Here is a 20774-nt window from a genome sequence, read left to right as displayed (position 1 = left end):
GCCCCTGACGTGTTTTCAAAGATAATGCAGCCCAAGTTCTTTGAGTTTCGATGCTCCCGGCTTGGTCGTTTCCGGGTCCCATCCGCGTTCTTTGTAATACTCAGTCAGGGTCATCTCGAAGACATCCCGGTTCAGCACCGCTCCCTTCTTCGGCCCAAGGGTGAAGGCGTCATCGAAAAAGCGGTCGGGGAGCCGGTCGTCTTCACGGCGAAACCCCTCGCGGTAGTTGAACATCTTCTCCAGATTGAAGATCCTCTCGCCAGTTTTCTCAAACTCTGCCTTATCGAACTGCCGCCCGGTTATTGCGCTCAGCAGAGAGAGCATAGGCTCTTCTAGGGCTGGCTCGAAGGTGGGGAAAAAGCACATGCCGGTCGAATCAAGTATGGCCCGTCTGTTCTGCATGGCGACGTTGTCCCCGCTCATATGGCAAGCTCCCCTAGAAGCGGTTGCGTAGGAAAGCCCCCGGGGCAGGTTGGCCTGAATGTTGTGTGCGGCCAGCTCAAGCCCTTTCACATGGATGGCAAATTTTTCGCTGCCCTGGCCAATCTGCCACGCCAAGGCTCTCACCCCCCCGGCCGCCAAGGCTCCTACGCCATCCTTGGCGGCGATCTTTTCAATTATGGCAAGCGTCGCATCGACACTTCCCCATTTGAGATCGATTCCGTCGAGAAAGCCCCGATTGATCATCCCTCGCTCATAGGCTTCCATGAGAAAGCCGATGACGTTTCCGGTCGAAATCTGGTCAAGGCCGAGATCGTCGATGCTGGTAATTACCTTAAGCAGGCCCGCCATGTCGGATATCAGCAGGTTGGAGCCCAGCATGACTCCAGTCTCGTACTCGGGGCCATCGTGGACAATCCCGCCGTACTTCCCTTTGGTCATCCCGCTCTTTTTGCAAGCGAGCGGGCAACAGTAGCAGGCGATATCTCTCACCCAGACGTCGCGCCTTGCTGTTCCAGCGCCAATCTTCTCGGCTTCGGTAAAGGTCCCTTCCCGGTAATTACGGACGGCCTCGGTTCCGGCGTTGCTGTTGCCGACAATGCCCCGGGCCGTTCCCTGTTCCGCCCACGACTTTGCATACGCCGAACCGTTAAGGACCGACCTGGCCTTGTCCAGTGCCGAAAGAAACCCGGCATGATCGGCAACGCCGGGCTGCCCAGTGCCCCGCACCGCAATCGCCTTCAGGTTCTTGGAACCCATCACGCAACCGGCGCCCCCTCTGCCCGCAGCCCTCCCGGCGGTATGAAGGATGCTGGAGTAGGGAACGAGATTCTCCCCGGCAGGTCCGATATAGACCGTCTTGTACTTACGATCGCCAAGTTCTTCAAGAATAGCCTTGTCAAAGGCATCCGTCCGCATCCCTTTGAACTTGCTAGCGTCACGGATCTCCACCTTTGCGTCGTCGATGACCAGGTAAGACAGCACCGGTGCCTTGCCGGTTATGACCATCCCGTCGTAGCCTGCGAACCGGACTTCCGGTCCGAAAAAACCGCCCATGTTCGAATAGGTAACGGTCGAGGCATGGGAAAAGTCGCTTTTTCGGGGAGCCGTAATTGGCGACTTGGTCACAACACAGGTTCTGGAGGAGGAGGGAACCGGAAGTCCCGAGAAAGGCCCGGGCATGAAGATTAGGGGGTTTTCCGGCGATAGCGGGTCGACTCCCGGCTTCTTGAGTCGGTCATAAAGAATCTTGATACCGAGCCCCTGCCCCCCGACGAAGTTATCAAGATCTTCCGATGGAATGGCTACCTTTTGAGCCTTCCCCGTGGAGAGGTCGATGCTGAGGATAACGCCGTGGTACCCAGCCTTGCTGCTCATTTTAAACCTCCGAAATCGGCCGTTCCGTACCAGTTCCTGGCCAGTTGGGCTGCAATTTTTTCAGGACTTTGCCCATAGAATTTCCTGTCGCGTCGGACTTCAACATACGACAGCGCCGAGAACGGGCATCTTTTCACGCATTGCGGGTTGCCAGCGCATAGCGTGCACATCCTTTCCGGTTTTCCCGTAACATGGTTGGGGCTGATCGTGCCGGTCCTTTGCGAGGTGCAGGCCCAAGCACAGCTGCGACATCCGATGCAGCGAGCGGGATCGTTGCGGATGGTATGGGTACCTTCATCCCTATAAAGGGCGCGTCGCCCAGTTTTGCCGTCAGGCTCAACCCGGCACGCATTGACACAAGGGGTGTCGGCACACATGGCGCAGACATTGGCTACGTCCACATCGGGATTGAAGTTGTGGAGCCTAATGTTTGAATAAGCAGGATTGCCAAGTCCCGGCAACTCATTGCCGCCGACCGGCACCGGATGATTGCTCGCAGAGCAGGCAGTTTCACAGGTGCGGCAACCAGTACACTTGCTGTAATCTACCAGAACCATTTTAAGAACGGGCTCTCCCGAAAGAGCCCAGGCAGCGGAATGAACTCCAAACTGGCCGAGCAAGACAAGCGAACCGGCACCGAGCCCACACCCCTTCAGAAACTGCCGGCGGCTGTGGCTCCCACTATCATCGTTAGCGTTCATCTTGACACCCCTTTGATTATGGCGGTCATCATCGTTCTACCCCCAATCAGTCGGGTAAACGGTTGTATGCCTCGTCAGACACCGGCTCAAACCATTCGGTGGAGCCTCCCACTGCCGGAACTTCCACTGCCACATGGGAAAACCAGCTGTCCTTCGTAGCTCCATGCCAGTGCCTGGTTTCCGGAGGGATATTCACCACGTCGCCGGCGGTGAGTTCCCGGGCCGGCTTTCCCCACTCCTGATACCAGCCGCGTCCGCCGGTGACGAGCAGAATCTGCCCCCCCTTGTGGTGGATGTGCCAGAAGTTCCGGCATCCAGGCTCGAAGGTCACATTGCCGATTAAAACCCGTTCCGTGGACAGCATGTTGAGGTAGCTGGTGCCTGTAAAATACTTGGCGTACGCCTCGTTCTTCTCTCCGCGAGGGAAAACCCCGCCATCGCGCAAATCATCGTGTTGCTGGCTCATGTTTTTCTCCTTTGCTCCGTGCACAGCACTCTTCGGCTGGTTTACAACCGGGGGTACACCAACGGTCACTGGTTTCCTGGAGGCCACAACCTGTTCAACAACGACTCCGGCATTCTCCGCAACCTGCGGGCCGCATTTTGCGTGCAGAATGCTTACAACCTCGCGCAGTTGCTCCGGTGTCAGGCCGTTGTGCAGAGCAATGGCAAGATGCCCCTGCAATTGGGGATTAACACCCTCGATATTGGCCAGAGCAGCCACGGTTGCCAATTCCCGATCTTGCCAGGTCAGCACGTCACGCTGAAAGATGTCACCAAAGAGGTGGGCCTTCAGGAATCGGTCGACGGTCGGGGCGAAATCGAAAAGAGGCCCGGCCACCGGTTGACCAACCAGCTTGGTCTGGTTCTGGGTGCCGAATTCAAGGCTGGTTTGGTTCGACGGCAAAGGGCTTGCTTCCCTCCCTTTCTCGTCCCTGATCCCCTTTTTCTCTCGCTCGCCAATGACCGTCATAAAAGTGCTAATGCCGTTGAGGCTTCGAGGAAAGCCGGCGTACGCATAAAGCTGAACGAGGATTTCCTTTATCTCATTCACGGTAAGCCCGGCATCGAGTCCCTCACTTAGGGCCACTTTCAATTTATCTAGATCACTGTTGGCAGTGAAAGCAGCGACCGGGATGATTGCCCGCTGTTTCGCGTTCAGATGGTTTTGCATGGCGTGCGCCTCCGATATGCCGGCCATGATCAACACGATGCCAGCAGATGCTATGACGAGTAGTCGGTTCATGGCAAATAGGTCCCTCACACAGTAGTTACTCCGCATCGCCGGAGAGCGTTCGCTACGCCAGCTAGCGCCCCACCCGCTGCTGTAGATGGGCGGGATAGCGATCTCCATGCACCTCGATTTTCGCGAGGGTGCTCGCGATGTTCTGGAGATCATCGGGCGTCAGTTCCACGGTTGCTGCACCGAGGTTCTCCTCCAGGCGGTGGAGCTTGGTGGTGCCGGGGATCGGCACTATCCATGGCTTTTGGGCCAGCACCCAGGCCAGGGCGATCTGGGCCGGTGTCGCCTGCTTGTCGGCGGCGATATCCTTGACCAATTTGACTAGCGCCTGGTTGGCATCAAGATTCTCCGGAGAGAAACGGGGAACAACGCTGCGGAAATCTGTGCTGCCGAAGGTTGAATCCTTGTCGAAACGACCAGTCAGGAACCCTTTTCCCAACGGGCTGAAGGGGACGAAGCCGATGCCGAGCTCTTCCAGCATCGGTAGCAGCTCTTCTTCGGGCTGTCGCCACATCATCGAATACTCGCTTTGTATCGCCGTAACTGGCAGAACCGCATGAGCGCGGCGTATGGTCTCAACTCCTGCCTCCGACATGCCGAAGTGTTTCACCTTGCCCTCGTCGATCAGAACCTTGACCGCGCCGGCGACCTCTTCTATCGCGACATTCGGGTCGACCCGGTGCTGGTAGTAAAGGTCGATTGCCTCGACCCGAAGCCGCTTGAGCGAGCCCTCAGTCACCTGCCGGATGTACTCGGGCCTGCTATTGAGAACCTGCTGCTTGTCGGTTCGCTCAAGCTCAAATCCGAATTTGGTGGCGATGACCACCTGCCCGCGCATAGGCTCAAGAGCCTCGCCCACGATCTCTTCGTTCTCTGCACCGTAAATCTGCGCTGTATCGAAGAAGGTCACGCCGCGCTCCGCTGCCGCTCGGATGAGCGCAATAGCCTCCTTCCTGTCGGTTGCCGGACCGTACCCATGACTGAGTCCCATCGCGCCGTAACCGATTGCTGAGACTTCCAGAACCTTCCCTAGAACTCTTTTCTCCATGACTTGTTCTCCTTTAAGGTGCTCGCCAGGAACTCACCGCTCTGGTTTCCCCGGAGAGTAATGCTCCCTGCTGTCTTGCCTTTCCCCCTGTCGCTTAGAGATCGAGCTTTCTTTCGCCCAGCCACTTGACCATGGCCGGGTCGCGATGGTCGAAGAAGCTGCTCTGTTTCCGATCCAGGGTCGCTATGGCCGCCATATCTTCAGCACTCAGTGCAAAATCGAGCACATCGAAATTCTCCCTCATCCGTTCCGGGCGAACCGATTTGGGGATTGCAACAACTTTTCTCTGGGTCAGCCAGCGCAGAACGACCTGGGCGATGGTTTTGTCGTATTTCTTGCCGATGGCCAGCAACACCTGATTGGTGAATATATCGTTCTTCCCTTCAGCAAAGGGCCCCCAGGATTCCATCTGCACATGGTTCTCCTGAAGGAATTTCTGGGTTTCCACCTGCTGGCAGAAAGGATGGGTTTCGATCTGATTGACAGCAGGAACCACTTCGTTGTGGACGATGAGGTCCATCACCCGATCAGGCTGGAAGTTGCTGATCCCGATCGCTCTGATCCTTCCGGCTCGATAGAGCTCTTCCATTGCCCGCCACGACCCGTAGATGTCGCCGAAAGGCTGATGAATCAGGTAGAGGTCCAGGTAATCGAGTTGCAGCTTGTTAAGCGATTTTTCAAAAGCGCTTTTGGTGTTGTCGTAGCCGGCGTCCTGGATCCACAGCTTCGTCGTGATGAAGAGCTCTTCCCGCGCAACACCGCTTTTCCTGAGCGCATTACCGACGGCCTCTTCGTTCATATATGACGCCGCGGTATCGATCAGGCGATAGCCGACCTGGAGGGCATCGGAGACGCTCCGTTCGCACTCTTCCGGATCGAGCACCTGAAAAACACCGAATCCGAGGATGGGCATCTTCACACCATTATTCAAAACAACATTTTCCATGATGGTTTCTCCTTTCGAAAGACGGTCTCTATTTCGCGCTTCTTGAAGGGATCAGCAGTACCATCGACAGTAAACAGCCGATGCCGCTCAGGGCAACCACCAGCCCCAACGGCCACGGAGTTCCGTCGGCCCACAGACCCACCAGTCCGGAGCCGAAGATGCCGCTGCCGTATTGAACGGCCCCGGTCAAGGCTGAGACGGCACCGGCCCGGTTTGGAAAATCAGCCAACGCACCAGTAATCGAGTTGGCGACAATGAGACCTGTGGTTGAAGCAAAAAAGAACAGCGGCACCACCAGCCCCCAAAGCCCACCCAAGCCGCTGTACGCGGCGAAACCGGCCCAAACACCACTGCCGAAGGCCGCAACGGCTCCTGACAGCAGGACTCGGTCATAGCTGAAGTGGCCGACCAGCCACCGGTTCAGGGTATTGGCCAGCATGATGCCGATGATCCCGAGGCCGAACAGCAAGCCGTAAAGCCGAGCCGGGAAATGGTAATAGCTGATATAGACGAACGGGGTCCCCGCAACGTAAGCGAACATGCCGGCGTAGAGAAACCCGCCCGTACTGAGGTACCCCAACAACCGACGATTCTTCAGTAATTCAAAATAACGTAACACAGCCCTTCTGAGCGGTTCCGTGTTTCTGCTTTGCACGGGCAGAGTTTCAGGAATAGTGTAGAGCGCCCCGAGAGTCACCAGACCGACCGCGACGAGGAACCAGAAGATCGCCCGCCAACCGGACATGGCCACAATCTGCCCGCCAAGCAGTGGCCCGACCAAAGGCATGACGGCCATCACCGTGATCAGGGTGGACAGCATCTGCGCGGCCCTGTTTCCCTCATAGAGATCACGCACCATGGCACGCGAAAGGGCGACACTGGCGCAAGCGCCAAGGGCTTGTACGATCCGCCAGCCGATTAACGTCATTGCATCCTTCGAAAGTGCGCAGCCGACAGAGCCGACCACAAACAGAATCAGCCCGCTGCCGACTGCCAGCCGGCGACCATAGCGGTCACTTATCGGCCCCCATAGTAACTGCCCCGAACTGAAGCCGATCAGATAGCCCGAGATCGTCCACTCGATCAACCCGGTATTTGCATGTAATGAACCGCTCATCACGGGCATGGCGGGCAAATACAGATCGGTCGAAATCGATGCAAAGCCCATCAAGAGGCTGAGTACACCGAGCACATACCACCCTGGCCTGGGATCCGCCAATGCTGAAGTTTCGCCATCTACACACAGCTCCAATTGGTTCACGTCCGACATTTACAACTCCTGAGCTAATGGCCAACTTAATGCAGTGCCACGGCAACCTTGGGAAAGGGGCCGGCCGCCGCCAAGGCCCTGCCGAGCCAGGCGATGGTCTGGCCAAGATGCTCCATGTTGTGTAGAGCCTCCTCATCGCCTCTGACCTCCTCCGGAAGACACCCTACGCCCAGGTTCCAGTACAGGGAACCGGGGACGATCATTGAGGAGGTGAGGTACATGTGGTTAATGGTGTCGAAAACGTGTGTCCCACCACCGCGGCGCACCGCCACCACCGCGGCGCCGATCTTCCCGCTAAAGGCGCCGCCGTTTGCCAGGGCAACAAAGCCGGCCCGGTCGATGAGAGCCTTCAGCTCGGAGGTGACATCTGCGAAGTAGGTCGGCGAGCCGAGGATGATCGCGTCGGCGGTGAGCATCTTCTCGATGTACTGGTTCATGGCGTCGTTCTCGATGGCGCACTTGCCGTTTTTCCGTTCGACGCACTGCATGCAGGCTACGCAGCCCCGCAGCGGTTTCCCGCCGATCCGCAGATACTCCGTATCCCAGCCGGCAGCCTTCAGAGGTTCAAGGGTTTTCTTGAGCAGGATTTCCGTATTGCCGCCCGGTCTTGGGCTGCCGTTTATTGCAATTGCTTTCATTTCGCTGTCCTTTGACTTGTTGTTCAGAATGCCATCCGCATGATATTAAGTGCCTCGTCCTTACCAATAGTGCTCAGGATGCCGAGTTTCCCGTTTTCCACAGCCTTCTCTGCCATCGCTTCAAGGTCGTCTTCCTTGACGCCTGCCTCGCGCAGGTTTGCCGGCATCTTGATGGCCGAGTAAAAAGCTTCCAGCTTTTTGACGCCTTCTTCTGCCGCTTTGGCATCGTCGTCCTCACGGACCTCCATGACATTACGGGCGAATTTCGCGAAGACCGGCAGGTGCTCAGGAGTGGTACTCATGGTGTGACGCATCCAGGCAGGCGTCAACAGCGCCAGGGTGACGCCATGGGTCATGTCGTACATGCTGGAAAGCTCGTGCCCCATGCCGTGCAGCGGGAAGGGGAATCCCGGCTTGCCGAGCACAAACTGGAATCCGGCCAAGGCCATGGAACTGGCCCACATGATGTTTGCACGCGCGTCATAGTCGTTGGGATTAGCCAGAATCTTCGGGGCCTCCTCCAGCACCGCCTTCATGACCCCCTCGTTCATACGGTCCTGAACCTTGGCTCCGACCTCCGGGGTAAAGTATTGTTCCATCAGGTGACAGAGGATGTCCGCGACGCCGGCCATGGAATGATACTCCGGGACGGTGTAGGTGTACTCGGGGTCGAGGATGGAGAACTTGGGGTTGAGCAGAGGGTGCAGGACGACCTTTTTCTTGTGATCGTCGCCAACGGTGATGACACCACCCATATCCAGTTCCGAGCCGGTTCCTGCCATCGTCAGAATGGTCGCCAGAGGAGCTACGGCAGCGATCTTGGACGAGATGCCTGATTCGTCGACAAAGAGATCCGTCACCGGACCATCGTATTTCACGCCGGCGGCAATTGCCTTGCAGGCGTCCAGGGTCGATCCGCCTCCCACGGCCAGGATGAAATCGCAACCGTTTGCTCGATAGACTTCGATCCCTTCTTCCACGCTTTCGATCCGCGGGTTCGGCTGAATCCCGCTCAACTCCGCATGGGCGAGACCGGCTTTGCGAAACTGCTCGAGGATTACTTCGTAGATGCCGTTTTGCTTGATGCTCCCGCCGCCATACGCCAACAGCGCCTTTGAGCCCCCATGGGCCTTAATGGTCTCGCCGAGGATCTCGATTTGCCCTTTGCCGAAGTAAGCGGTGGTGGGAATGCTGAAAATGAAATTTTTCACGTTCGTTCTCCTAAAAGGTTACGTAAATTCGGAAATGAAGAGTCGCCTGTTTGTGATGGGCTGCGCACCCTGCGCTCACTTCGGCGCGAGGTCGCCGTACCAGTAAGAGGCTGTGACCCCGCCGTCCATCAGGAAATCGCTGCCGGTGATGAAGGTACCATCCGGACCCATCAGCAGCGCACCGACCGCCCCCACCTCATCCGGGGTTCCGGCACGCCCGGCGGGAGAGAGTTCGATCATCCTGCGGTAGCCCTCGCCACGCGGACCGGTGAGTTCGTCATTAGCAAGAGGAGTGATAATGATGCCCGGGCTTATCGTGTTGACCCGTGCGCCACGCTTGCCCCACCGCACGGCCTCAGCCATGACCCGCAGCGAGTTGCCACGTTTGGAGATCTGGTAGGCGTGGAGCGGGTCAGTCACCTGGTCCGGTTGGAGCATCGGCAGAGCGAGCAGCTCCTCGGTAGGGGTTGTCGCCAACGCCTTGTTCTGCTCAGGCGTCAGAGCCGGGAGGCGGTGTCCAGATTGGGAAGCGATTACCACCCCTGCACCGCCAGGCTCGATCACGTTGCCGAATTCCTCTAGCACCAGCGCCGTGCCGTACAGATCGACCTTGAGGATGGTAGACGGTGCGGCTTGAGAGGGGGAAACACCAGCTGCATGAATGACACCTGAAACCGGCCCGATCGCGGTGGCCGTCTCGACCAGGGTGTGAACCGAGTGACGCGAGGATACGTCGACGATTGCGGTGCTCACGTCGTATCCGGCATCGCCGAGGACCTTCGCAGCAGCCTCGACATTATCCTGGCGCAGATCGGCCAGCAGGACGTGCTTGCCGACGCTGACCCGTCGCGCTATCGCCTGGCCAATCGATCCGGCACCGATTACAACGATTACGTTCTTCATAAGTGGCTCCTTTCTTAACCAAGTCCTTTGGCAGGACGCCTCTGCTATTGCTCCGAAAGAGAGAGCAGTTCTTTGGAGAGACGGTCTCCCTGGACGGCGATGCCAGCAAGCCGCCTTTCGATCTCCTGCAGGTCGGTCGGCGTCAGCTCCAGGTCTGCGGATTTGATGTTGTCCTCGATGTATTCGAGTTTATCCATACCAGGAATGGGTATGATAAACGGCTTTTGGGCCAGCAGCCACGCCAGCGCGATCTGCACCGTAGAGACCCCTTTGCCGCGGGCAATTTCGTTTAGCATCTCCACCAGGGGCATGTTGGCTTTCATCGCTTCCCGTGTGAAACGGGGGAAGGTGGCCCGCAAGTCGGTAGCACTGTCGAACTCGGTGTCGGGGGTGATGGCACCGGTCAGAAAGCCAGTGCCGAGAGGGCCCCAGGGGACGAAGCCAATCCCCAACTCCTCGCATACCGGCAGGACCTCGGCTTCCGGCTCGCGGGTCCAGATGGAATACTGATTCTGCACTGCGGCCACCGGCTGCACAGCGTGAGCGCGGCGAATGGTCTCGGCTCCTGCCTCGGAAAGACCGAAGTGCCTGACTTTCCCTTCGCGGATCAGCTCCTTTACTGCCCCGGCCACATCCTCGATCGGCACGTTCGGGTCGACCCGGTGTTGGTAGAACAGATCTATGTAGTCCGTCTTTAGCCGCTTCAGCGAAGCATCCGCGACCTTTTTGATATGTTCCGGACGGCTGTTGAGGCCGTCTTCCTCGGAAATCATGCCGAATTTCGTGGCAAGGATTACCTCCTTGCGGAACGGCTCAAGCGCATGGCCGACCAGTTCCTCGTTTGTGAAAGGGCCGTACGCCTCTGCGGTGTCAAAGAAGGTAATGCCTTTTTCGTATCCGGCGCGGATCACCTTGACGCCTTCGCTGACGCCTACTGCTTTGCCGGTACCGAAGCTCAGGTTCATGCAACCCATGCCGATGGCGGAAACTTCAAGGCCACTGTTGCCCAGTTTGCGTTTTTTCATGCTGTCCTCCGTTCGGGTTTCGCTGCGATCTCGTTATGGTGAGATCGTAACACCCGTTCAAGCAAAGGAGGTAGTTTGATCCTGTCTGATTTTTGCCTGATCGTCCGGCAGCTTCAAAAAAGAGATTCTACAGGCGGCGCGTGATGCGAAAGCAAGGTTGGCGGGGTGTTGTGCACAGAATAGATAAATGGCAGAGACAACGTAGAGCTCGAATAGACGTCGGATCTCATACGCGAGGTACAGGCTTGCCCATTGGCCCGAGAGGCAGGGGCCGCGGTTGACGGGGTGGCCGGAACATCTCCGCGTCGATGAAAGTTCTTTCCTAAGCAAAAAAAAGGGGCTGGGCACGTGCGGGTGTCCAGCCCCTTCTCGCGATTCTGATGATCTTGTCAAGTTTAGGCGGCGACAGAAGTCTGCCGCAGTCTGTTGATGTCTCTCAAGGGAGGGGCACCGAACAAACGGCCGTACTCCCGGCAAAACTGCGACGCGCTCTCATAACCCACGTTGAACGCTGCCGTTGTTGCATCGACGCGCTCAGCCAGCATTAGGCGCCGCGCCTCGTTCAGGCGCAGCATTTTCTGGTACTGCAGCGGGCTCATGGCGGTCAGGGTTCGAAAATGATGGTGGAATGTCGAGGTGCTCATGTTGACTTTGGTCGCCAAATCTTCGATCCGCAGGGGGTGGCTGAAATTACCCTTCAACCAATCGATCGCACGGGCGATCTGACTGCCCTGGCTGCCTGTAGACGCTATCTGGCGCAGCCGCTCTCCCTGGTCCCCCGTCAGGAGGCGGTAGATGATCTCCCTCTGGATGACGGGCGCCATAATGGGTATATCCATCGGATCGTCAAGCAGCGCAATCATCCGCCTGAAGGCGTCTACCAGTTGCGGCGTGACCTCGCCGGTTGCCATACCCCGGCTGGTATGCTGGGTGCGCGGCTTGGGGAGGTTTGAGTCGAGCATCAGTTGGGAAACCTCGCGCAGGTCGAGCTTCAGCCTGAGCCCCAGGTAAGGTTTCTCGCGGCTCGCCTCGGTTACCTGAACCAGCGTGGGCATATGAATGGCCGTGATTAGGAAGTGCTGGGCGTCATAGACCAGGGATTCATCACCAAATTTCACGACCTTCGCCCCCTGGGTCACCAGGCAGACGCTAGGCTCGTATAACCCGCTTATCGGCTCCGTTGGTTCCTGTCGTCTGAAAAGGGCAAGATCCGGAATCGCAGTAATGTGCAACTCTCCCTGTTCGGTCCATCGAGCAATGGCCTCGTTTAAAGACTCCATCCCCTTTTCCATAACGTCCTCCACTTTCACCAATTTATTTAGGCATTTACTGCTCTTAAGCTGAACACCATGCTACTCTACCCATAATTGGCTTTCAACCTTTTCCCCCTCTCCAGGAGAATCAGGCAAAAATACAGCAGAATCGGGATAACGTCCGGTGGTTTCCCTGAGGTAGTATTTGCCAACACCAAGGGTGTGATCAGAAAGGCGGCTTTCGAGGCAGGCAACGCAGCATCGTCCGCGTTTGCTTGCTCCTAGTCGCACTATCCGAAATCGGAAAGGAAGGTCCAAATGAGCAAGGAAAAAAGTTTGATAGCCTATTACTCGCGTGCCGGCAATAACTATGTCGGGGGTAATATTGTGAACCTACCGGTGGGAAACACCGAGGTTGCTGCTGGCATCATTCAGCAACTTACCGGTGCCGCAATGTTCAAAATCGACACCATCAAGCAGTATCCCGCCGACTATCACGAGACGACGGAGGTTTCCAAGAAGGAACTGCGACAGAATGCCCGGCCAGATCTCTCCGCGCATCTCGAGGACATCTCGGAGTACGGCGTCATCTATCTGGGGTACCCCAACTGGTGGGGGACCATGCCCATGGCGCTCTTCACTTTCCTGGAAGAGTACGACTTCTCGGGGAAGACCATCATCCCGTTCTGCACCCACGAAGGCAGTGGCATGGGGCGCAGCGAGAAAGATATCCAGGAACTATGCCCCGCGGCAACGGTGTTGAGGGGACTTTCCATCGTAGGCGGTAGCGTTCGGACTGCAGAGGGACCGATCCGAAAATGGCTGGGCCTACTGTAAAACTCGGGTCACAGCATGGGAAGCATGAATCTATTCTCCGTCGTATAGTGCGCTCTCCTATGAATCGGGAACAGGTTGATCTAGCGGCCCTTATCTCTGATGAAAGTAAACATTTTGTCCCTATCATTCTAATGGTAGGACTAAAGCACCCGTTCACCTGCGCCCCAATAGTGTCTGATCTAAGAGCATCCAGCGTTGCCATTTCGATCCACTTGTATCCTCAACGATCCACTTATGCCTCTTACCCACATCCAATCTCGGGCTTCACATTCGCCCGCGCTTGACTTACGAAAAACTTACGAGTATTCTCGCTTTCCTGATCAGGCGAGCATCAGCAGAAGCGACGCTACCGATAGTGAGTAAGGGACGAGGGTCTGGAGGTGGGCATGACACCTAAACAGAAGAGGGTGCTTGATTTCATACTGGTGTTCGTGAACGAGCATGGGTACCAGCCTTCGCAGATGGAGATCGCGCAGGGGTGCGGGTTTGAGTCGCTCGGGACGGTTCAGCATTACCTTCGGTCGCTGGAGCGGCATGGGTACCTGGCGAGACAGGCTAATGCAAAGAGGGGGCTGCAGTTGACGGCAAATCCCCCCTGTCCCCCTTTTGCAAAGGGGGGGACGCGTGCCGACCATTCAACCGCTAAAGGAGTGACAGGTCTCGCTTCCGCCTTTGCAGAGGGGGATATGCTTGCGGCCAACAGCCTTGCTGAGGGTGGGACGGGGCTCACCCTCGCAACGAGAGAATCGGTCCCGGCGGGGACGTTTGCACAGGGTGGGAATGTAAGCTTCCTGGAACTGCCGTTGGTGGGGATAGTGGCGGCAGGGAAACCGGTGCACGCCTATGAATTGGCGGACGCCATCGAGGTCCCTTCCGCCATGGCCGGACCGGGTAACGTGGTCTACGAGGTGCGGGGGGATTCCATGGTGGAGATGGGAATCATGGACGGCGACTACGTGGCGGTACACCCCCAGTCGGTAGCGGAGAACGGCCAAACGGTGATCGCGGAGGTGAACGGCTCGATCACCATCAAGAAGTACCTGCGCAAAGGGAACACGATCCAGCTGCTGCCGGCCAACTCGGCGATGAGCCCCATCACGGTTACCGAAGAGGACGAGTTTCACATCAGGGGAGTGCTGGTGGGCTCCATGAGGTTTTATCGCAAGTGGAACGGGAAATCCTCCACATAACGGTGCCGGCTTTTCCCATCGCACTGGCGCGGGTGGTGCACTCACACCTGCGCGGGCGCCCGGTGGCGGTGGCTCCGCTTAACTCGGAACGCGCGCTGTTACAGTCGGTTTCGTCGGAGGCTGCCGCCGAGGGGGTGCACGTGGGGACGCCGATCTATCACGCGCGCAGGTCCTGCCCTTCGCTCGTCGTGATCGCGCCGGATCCGCACCTGATGGCCAAGGGAAGCCAAGCGCTCACGGAGCTCTCGGCGGAGTTCACCCCGATGGTAGAGCCAGCAGCGGGACGGGTCTTTCTGGATGTGACTGCGTCACGCAGGCTGTTCGGCCCGGCGCGCGACGTTGCGGCACGGCTGGAAAAATCGATAGCCGGAGAACTCGGCTTGGAAGCCATGGCCGGTGCGGGGGGGAACAAACTGGTCTCGCGCGTGGCGGCGGACGTGATGCAGGAGCCCGGGGTGTACGACGTATTTCATGGCGCGGAACGGCACTTTCTGGCTCCCTTCCCGGTGTCGGTTCTGCCGGGCGTGGGGGAGTCGCGGCAGACTCTTCTCTTCCAGGATCTCAACCTGAAACTGGTCCAAGAGGTCGCGGCGCTCTCGGTGCCGCAACTGCGGCTGGCCGTGGGTCCCTTCGCGCCACTCTTGCACGACCGGGCCTGCGGCATCGACCGATCACCGGTGCAGCCGCCGCGCATGTCGACGGAGATCGTCGAGGAAGGGCTCTTGGAGCAGGAAGAGAACGATGACGCCATCTTGCTTTCGGAGCTGTTGCGGCTGGTGGAGGGGTGCGGGCTGAGGCTGCGGCGCCTGCGCAAAGGGGCGCGCAAGATCACGCTCTCGGTGATGTATGCCGATGGGGTCACGCAACAGGGAAAGAAGATACTGCCGGTGCCGACGTCGCTGGACCTACCGCTGCTGGCGGCCGTGGAGGAGCTCTTTTTCGCTACCTGCAAGAGGCGTCAGCGGGTCAAGGGCTTGCGGCTCAGCTGTGATCAGGTAGCGGAGGATGCCGGGCAGATGGATCTGTTCGCGGCCGCGCCGGCTGAAGTATCGAGGAAGGAGAACGACCTCCAGGAGACGCTAGATCTGCTCAGGGAAAAACACGGCAAGAACGTGGTGCGCTGGGGCAAGGGGCTGGCGGTGCGCCGGGAAGTAACACTCGCCAGCGAAACGCCGCCGGAGTGGGATCCGGAGCAGAACAAGTTCATGACGGTTACTAAAAACTAAGGCATGAACAGGGATAAAGGGGATAAAAGGGATAACGGCAAAAACCAGGCTTCTGGTTAACATCTAACGGCCGGTTCCAAAACTTCCCCCTCCCTGGCCCTCCCCCTCCGGGGGCGGGAACATGCATTCATCCCTCGTGTCCCCTTTATCCCTGTTAATCGGGTCTCCTGATGTTCGTCCATCTCCACGTACATTCTTCCCTCTCCCCCAACTGGGGGGTGCTGTCGCCAGAGGCGCTGTGCGCGGAGGCGGCGCGGCTGGGATTCGACACGCTCGCCCTAACCGACCGCAACGGGCTCTACGCGGTGCCACGATTCCTCGATGCCGCGCGCGAGGCGGGCATCGCCCCTATCATCGGCACCGAAGCGGTGACTGAGCAGCACCGCGCGGTGCTCCTGGCGGCCGACCAGGACGGCTACGCCAACATCTCGCGGCTCCTCTCGGACCTGCACTGCGACAAGTCGTTCGACCTCTGCCACGCACTCACCCGCTACCGGCACGGGATTGTCGTACTCAGTGACGACCGGCGCCTGCTGTCTGAGTTGAAGCGGGTCTCGGCGGAGGGGCTTTTCGTGGAGTTGTCGCCGGGGCACGATATGCACCGGGCACTCGCGATAGCACGGGAACTGAAGCTGCCGGCAGTGGCGACGTCGCGAGCGCTCCTGCGTACTGCTCTCCCGCATCCAAGGGATGGTGAGAATTCATTCGCTGACGACGCCCTCACCCCGCCCCTATCCCGGGGGGAGAGGGGGAATGGGAACGTGGGACAGTCATCACGGTCCAGGGGGGATGTCAGCGACTTCCACCTGCACCGGGTGCTACGGGCGATCGACCTCAATACGAAACTGTCCCGGCTGACGCGGGAGCAGACGTGTTCGGAGTCGGATGCGCTCTACGACGCATTTCAGATGGCGGAGTTCTTCCCGCACTGCCCGGAGGCGCTCCAAAACTCGCGGCGCATCGCTGACATGTGCCGCAGGGAGTGGGACTTCTCCCGCACCATCTTCCCGGCATTTCGCGGGCTGGGCAACGACGACGCCTTTACGACGCTCAACCGTCGCGCGCGCGAGGGGGCGCTCTGGCGCTACGGCTCCATCGCGCCCAACGTGGAGGCGCGCCTGCAGAAGGAGCTGGCCATCATCCGCGACAAGGGGTTCGCCCACTACTTCCTGGTGGTGGAGGAGATCACCCGGCAGTCACAACGCACCTGCGGCCGGGGCAGCGCGGCGGCTTCTTTGGTCGCCTACTGCCTCGGCATCACCCACGTCGACCCCATCCGCCACAACCTCTTCTTCGAACGCTTCCTGAACGAAGGGCGCAGCGACCCGCCCGACATCGACGTGGACTTCCCCTGGGACGAACGCGACGCCATCCTCGACTTCGCCTTCGCCCGCTACGGCGCGAAACGCGCGGCGATGGTCGCGAACCAGGTGGGCTTCAAGGGGAGATCAGCCGTGCGCGAGGTGGCCAAGGTCTACGGGCTGCCGGATTTCGAGATCAAGGAGATGACGGAGCGCATTTCGGGATTCTGGCGTGCGGAGCAAAGCGCGGCGGCAATGGCAGGGCACCCGCTGTTCCAGGGGGAAGCGCTCTCCCAGGACTGGCAGGAGATCGTCGCCACGGCGCGCCACCTGAACGGCCAGTTGCGCCACCTCTCGCTGCATTGCGGCGGCCTGGTTATCGTGCCGGACGAGATCCGCAGGTACGTGCCGGTGGAGATTTCGCATAAGGGACTGCCGCTGATCCAGTGGGAGAAAGACCAGGCGGAAGACGCCGGGCTGGTGAAGATCGACATATTGGGCAACCGGTCACTGGCGGTGATCCGAGATGCAATGGCGGCGGTTAAGGCACAAAAGGGAATCGAGATCGACTACGCAAGCTGGCGCCCGCTGGAGGACGAGAGGACGCAAAGCCTTATGCGCCGCGGTCTCACCATCGGCTGCTTTTACCTCGAGTCCCCATCGGTACGACTGCTGTTGCGAAAAATCTGGAGTTCGACTGCGCCTCGGGAAACGTTCGATATCGATCTGTTCGAGGTGCTGGTGCAGGCCTCCTCCATCATACGGCCGGCGGCAAACAGCTTCATCCAGGAATACGTGGCCCGCATGCAGGGAAAGAAGTGGGCGCACCTGCACCCGCTCCTGAAGCCCGTCCTGGGCGAGACGCTGGGCATCGCCATCTACCAGGAGCAGATCACCCAGATCGCCATGGAGCTCTCGGGTTTCTCGGCCAGCGAGGGGGACCAGCTCAGGAAGGTGATCACCAAGAAGCACCGGGGCAAGCGGCTGGAGGATTTCCGGGCCAAGTTCATGGCGGGGGGGGAAGAGCGCGGCGTCACCGTGCCGGTGCTGGACGCGATCTGGGACCAGATCCTCTCTTTCGCCGGTTACTCCTTCTGCAAACCGCATTCGGCGAGTTACGCCCTGTTGAGTGCCAAGGCGGCGTACATGAAGGCCAACCACCCGGCACAATTCATTGCGGCGGTCATCTCTAACCAGGGTGGCTATTACTCGCCCTTCGCCTATATCTCGGAGGGGCGCCGGCTGGGGCTCACCATCCTGCCGCCGGACATCAACGAGAGCGACTATCACTACATCGGCTTCGAGAAATCGCTGCGGATCGGGCTGATGCAGATCGACGGGCTGACCCGGGAGGGGGCACAGCGCCTGCTCAAGGAGCGCCGCGAACGGGGAGCGTTCACGTCGTTCCGGGACTTCCTGCACCGGGCCAACGTGCAGCGGGCGGACGCAGAGCGGTTGGTGAAGGCCGGTTGTTTCGACGTTCAGGAGGGTGAACAGAGGCGGCCGGCACTGTTGTGGGAACTGCTCCATTTCCAGCAGGAGGCGACGGCACTCCTTTTCGAACAGAAGACCGAGCTCCCCACGCCGCCCCCCTACGACGCCGACACGGTGTTAAGGCAGGAGGTGGAGGCGCTCGGCTTCCTCGCCTCGCGGCACCCGCTCGCCCTGTACAAGGCCCAGTGGCAGCGGCACCGGCCCATCAAGGCATCGGAACTGATCAAGCATTCGGGGAAGTGGGTGACCATGGTGGGGTGGTGGATCACCACCAAGGCGGTAGAGGACAAGCACGGCCGCCCGATGGAGTTTGTTTCCTTCGAGGATGTGACGGCAATCTTTGACGCAACCTTTTTCCCGGACGTCTACGCACGCTTTTGCCGTAAGCTCTCGCAGCGCCGCCCCTACCTGTTGAAGGGGGTAGTCGAGGAGGAGTTCGGCGTGGCGACGCTCAGGGTGAAGTGGGTCGGCTTTCTGGACGGCTGAATACGATGACCGCCGGGGCCGGCGCGTCGGGATCCTGCAGTTCGGCAACGCCTGCCGCGGCAGTCCCGGTCAGCAGTGGAACATAAACGTTGAGGGTGGTCCCCACGCCGGGGGTACTGTCGATTTCGACATACCCCTCGTGCTGCTTGACAATGCCGTAGACGATGGCGAGGCCAAGGCCGCTCCCCTTGCCTACTTCCTTGGTGGTGAAGAATGGTTCCAGCACGTGCGCCTTGGTCGCCTCGTCGATCCCGGTACCGGTGTCCGTGACCGAAATCACGGCGTAGCGCCCCGGTCTCCCATACCCGCGCTGGTCGACCCACTCCTCGTTCATCTCCATTGAGCTGGTACAGATAGTTAGTGTGCCCCCGTCAGGCATGGCGTCGCGTGCGTTGTTGACCAGGTTGGTGATCACCTGGTCCATTTGGCTGGAGTCCGCCACGACTGCCAGTTTCTCTGGCGAAAGTTCGATGCGCAGCGTGATCTTCGACGTCACCAACCGGCTCACGATCTTGCGCAGGTTGGCGACCACCTGGTTCAGGTTGACCGGCTCGGGATGGTTGACCTGCTTGCGGCTGAAGGCGAGCAGCCCTTGGGTCAGCGAGGCGGCCCGCTCGGCCGCATTCAGCACCTGCTCCAGGTACTCCTGGGCCGGGTCGTCCCTCTTCAACTTCATCTGAGCTAACGCTACGAATCCCATCATGCCGGTGAGCAGGTTGTTGAAGTCGTGGGCGATGCCACCCGCGAGGACCCCGACCGATTCCATCTTCTGGGATTGCCGGATCTGCTCGGACATGCGCCGCTCACGCTCGAGGTGGATGGCGTTGCGCAGACTCATACCGATCACCGGGGCGATGCCGGTCAACAGGCTCAGATCGCTCTGCATCAGAGGGCGCTGCGACTTCTTGTTGTCCACCGCCAGGACTCCCAGCACCTCGCCATCCCAGGCGATGGGACAACAGATGAAGGAGCGCGCCTCCAGTTCCTGCGACAACACGACGCTGCGCCGCGTGTGCAGGTATGCCACCTCCGCAAAGTCGCTCACGAACCGGCTCTGGTTTTCACGGAAGCAGGTGACGAAGACGCCCTGGGTGTCCGGCGCAGTCAGGTCAAAGGATGTTTCGAGGAGCACTTCCCGTTGTGCGTCGGTATAACCGTAGCCGGTGCTGAAGGTCAGGCGCGACTTCCTGGCGTCGGCGAGCATGATGATGCAGCGGTCGTAGTTGAGCCGCTTCTCGATCACCTTGATCACGTTTTCCAGCACGTCCTTGATCCCCGCCTGCGTGCTGAGTGCCTGGCCGACCTCGTTGACCATGCGGGCGTTGTTGTAGTTGACGCCCATCTGCGCGACTATCTGCTCGGTCGATTCCTTCACCTGGTCCAGCGCGGTGACGATTTCCCGCGTTTCCATCAGCTGGGCCACGTAAGAACTACCGAGGGCGAGGAAGGCAAGGGCGGCAAGAAACTGCACCGGATGGCCCACCAGTCCGAAGTGCAGCAACAACGCGTAGACGATCAAGGCGAGAGGGATCAGCCGATTCCTGAAACTGCGCACTTTGGCGTACAACGTTTTTTTCCAGGAGACGATGTAACGGCAGCACTCCCCCCCCTGGAAGATGCACTCGTTGTGCTCGATCTCGGGGGGGTGATAGTTGAACAGCATCACCACCGCCTCGAACATGCCGATGCGGTTCTCGCACTGGAAAGGCTGTTCCTCGACACCCTCGTGGGGCACGAAGGTGATCTCCACTTTGTTGTCGGCCAGTTTCGCTGCGGTGTAGTTCCCGGACCTACTGAAATTGCAGGAACACTTACCGATGGCAAGAAGTGTATTGGCCGGGCCGATCAGCCCCAGGGTGTACTTCATCATCATGCCGTGGGCGGCGGACGACGCGGCGTAGCGCCCCCCCTCCCTGGAGATGTCGGCCCCCACCATCTGGGTCATCCGGGCGTGGAAGCGGTCCACCTGGCGCTGGGTAAGCCAGTGTCCCTCGTCGCTCACTTCGTACGGGGTTATTTCCGCGTAACGCAGCAGTTCCGGCACGTCGACGTGCGGATACTTCTTCTGCAGCAGGCTGACGAAGATACTGATGATCTTGCTGTTGTAGAGTGGTTGGTCGTCGATGGACAAGGGTGGCTCCGACTTTAGGTGCGACAAAGGAGGCCTCAATACTTACATGGCCA

At 59.2% G+C, this 20774-nt stretch carries 16 protein-coding genes; 4 read left to right on the top strand and 12 right to left on the bottom strand.

What is annotated here, in order from left to right:
• Positions 1–15 precede the first annotated feature (15 nt).
• The 11 genes from K7R21_RS17615 to K7R21_RS17565 all read right to left on the bottom strand — a co-directional run bounded on the left by K7R21_RS17615 (position 16) and on the right by K7R21_RS17565 (position 12095).
• Positions 16–1818, bottom strand: a complete 1803-nt coding sequence (locus K7R21_RS17615) for an aldehyde ferredoxin oxidoreductase family protein (protein WP_224984580.1) — start codon at positions 1816–1818, stop codon at positions 16–18.
• Complete coding sequence (locus K7R21_RS17610; RefSeq protein ID WP_224984578.1) at positions 1815–2519, bottom strand: 4Fe-4S dicluster domain-containing protein; 705 nt, start codon at positions 2517–2519, stop codon at positions 1815–1817. The genes K7R21_RS17615 and K7R21_RS17610 overlap by 4 nt, the downstream gene beginning before the upstream one ends.
• Before the next feature lie 46 nt (positions 2520–2565).
• The gene (locus K7R21_RS17605; protein WP_224984576.1) at positions 2566–3693 is read right to left on the bottom strand and encodes a carboxymuconolactone decarboxylase family protein; all 1128 of its coding nucleotides are present in this window, start codon (positions 3691–3693) and stop codon (positions 2566–2568) included.
• Between the two features lie 133 nt (positions 3694–3826).
• Positions 3827–4810, bottom strand: a complete 984-nt coding sequence (locus tag K7R21_RS17600; protein WP_135869839.1) for an aldo/keto reductase — start codon at positions 4808–4810, stop codon at positions 3827–3829.
• A 94-nt stretch (positions 4811–4904) separates the two neighbouring features.
• Positions 4905–5756: an aldo/keto reductase gene (locus tag K7R21_RS17595; RefSeq protein ID WP_224984575.1), complete on the bottom strand. Its 852-nt coding sequence runs from the start codon at positions 5754–5756 to the stop codon at positions 4905–4907.
• Positions 5757–5784: 28 nt separating this feature from the next.
• Positions 5785–7026, bottom strand: coding sequence for a multidrug effflux MFS transporter (locus tag K7R21_RS17590; protein WP_224984573.1), 1242 nt, complete (start codon positions 7024–7026; stop codon positions 5785–5787).
• A gap of 26 nt (positions 7027–7052) precedes the next feature.
• Positions 7053–7664 carry a flavodoxin family protein gene (locus K7R21_RS17585; RefSeq protein ID WP_224984572.1) on the bottom strand — a complete coding sequence of 204 codons (612 nt, stop codon included), beginning with the start codon at positions 7662–7664 and terminating at the stop codon, positions 7053–7055.
• 23 nt (positions 7665–7687) lie between these two features.
• Positions 7688–8875, bottom strand: coding sequence for an iron-containing alcohol dehydrogenase (locus K7R21_RS17580; RefSeq protein WP_224984570.1), 1188 nt, complete (start codon positions 8873–8875; stop codon positions 7688–7690).
• A 75-nt stretch (positions 8876–8950) separates the two neighbouring features.
• The gene (locus K7R21_RS17575) at positions 8951–9778 is read right to left on the bottom strand and encodes an SDR family oxidoreductase (RefSeq protein ID WP_224984569.1); all 828 of its coding nucleotides are present in this window, start codon (positions 9776–9778) and stop codon (positions 8951–8953) included.
• A 44-nt stretch (positions 9779–9822) separates the two neighbouring features.
• The gene (locus K7R21_RS17570; RefSeq protein ID WP_224984567.1) at positions 9823–10803 is read right to left on the bottom strand and encodes an aldo/keto reductase; all 981 of its coding nucleotides are present in this window, start codon (positions 10801–10803) and stop codon (positions 9823–9825) included.
• A gap of 395 nt (positions 10804–11198) precedes the next feature.
• Positions 11199–12095, bottom strand: coding sequence for an AraC family transcriptional regulator (locus K7R21_RS17565; RefSeq protein ID WP_224984566.1), 897 nt, complete (start codon positions 12093–12095; stop codon positions 11199–11201).
• 279 nt (positions 12096–12374) lie between these two features.
• Here K7R21_RS17565 and K7R21_RS17560 point away from each other — a divergent pair, with 279 nt between their 5' ends.
• The 4 genes from K7R21_RS17560 to K7R21_RS17545 all read left to right on the top strand — a co-directional run bounded on the left by K7R21_RS17560 (position 12375) and on the right by K7R21_RS17545 (position 18590).
• A complete protein-coding gene (locus K7R21_RS17560) occupies positions 12375–12893 on the top strand; it encodes a flavodoxin (RefSeq protein WP_224984565.1) in 519 nt (172 codons plus the stop codon).
• 386 nt (positions 12894–13279) lie between these two features.
• A complete protein-coding gene (locus K7R21_RS17555; RefSeq protein ID WP_224984564.1) occupies positions 13280–14083 on the top strand; it encodes a LexA family protein in 804 nt (267 codons plus the stop codon).
• Positions 14059–15309 (top strand): DNA polymerase Y family protein, encoded by a 1251-nt coding sequence (locus K7R21_RS20865; RefSeq protein ID WP_224984563.1) that lies wholly within the window; start codon positions 14059–14061, stop codon positions 15307–15309. The genes K7R21_RS17555 and K7R21_RS20865 overlap by 25 nt, the downstream gene beginning before the upstream one ends.
• Before the next feature lie 170 nt (positions 15310–15479).
• Entirely contained in the window at positions 15480–18590 is a 3111-nt protein-coding gene (locus K7R21_RS17545; RefSeq protein ID WP_224984562.1) for a DNA polymerase III subunit alpha, read from the top strand.
• Here K7R21_RS17545 and K7R21_RS17540 read toward each other — a convergent pair.
• Positions 18556–20721 carry a GAF domain-containing sensor histidine kinase gene (locus K7R21_RS17540; protein ID WP_224984561.1) on the bottom strand — a complete coding sequence of 722 codons (2166 nt, stop codon included), beginning with the start codon at positions 20719–20721 and terminating at the stop codon, positions 18556–18558. The two genes, K7R21_RS17545 and K7R21_RS17540, sit on opposite strands and share 35 nt — an antisense overlap.
• Positions 20722–20774: the final 53 nt, after the last annotated feature.

It is taken from the genome of Geomonas agri, assembly GCF_020179605.1.
Lineage (GTDB): Bacteria > Desulfobacterota > Desulfuromonadia > Geobacterales > Geobacteraceae > Geomonas > Geomonas agri.
The sequence above is the reverse complement of the archived record's forward strand: the minus strand, read 5'-3'. Positions and strand labels throughout refer to the sequence as shown.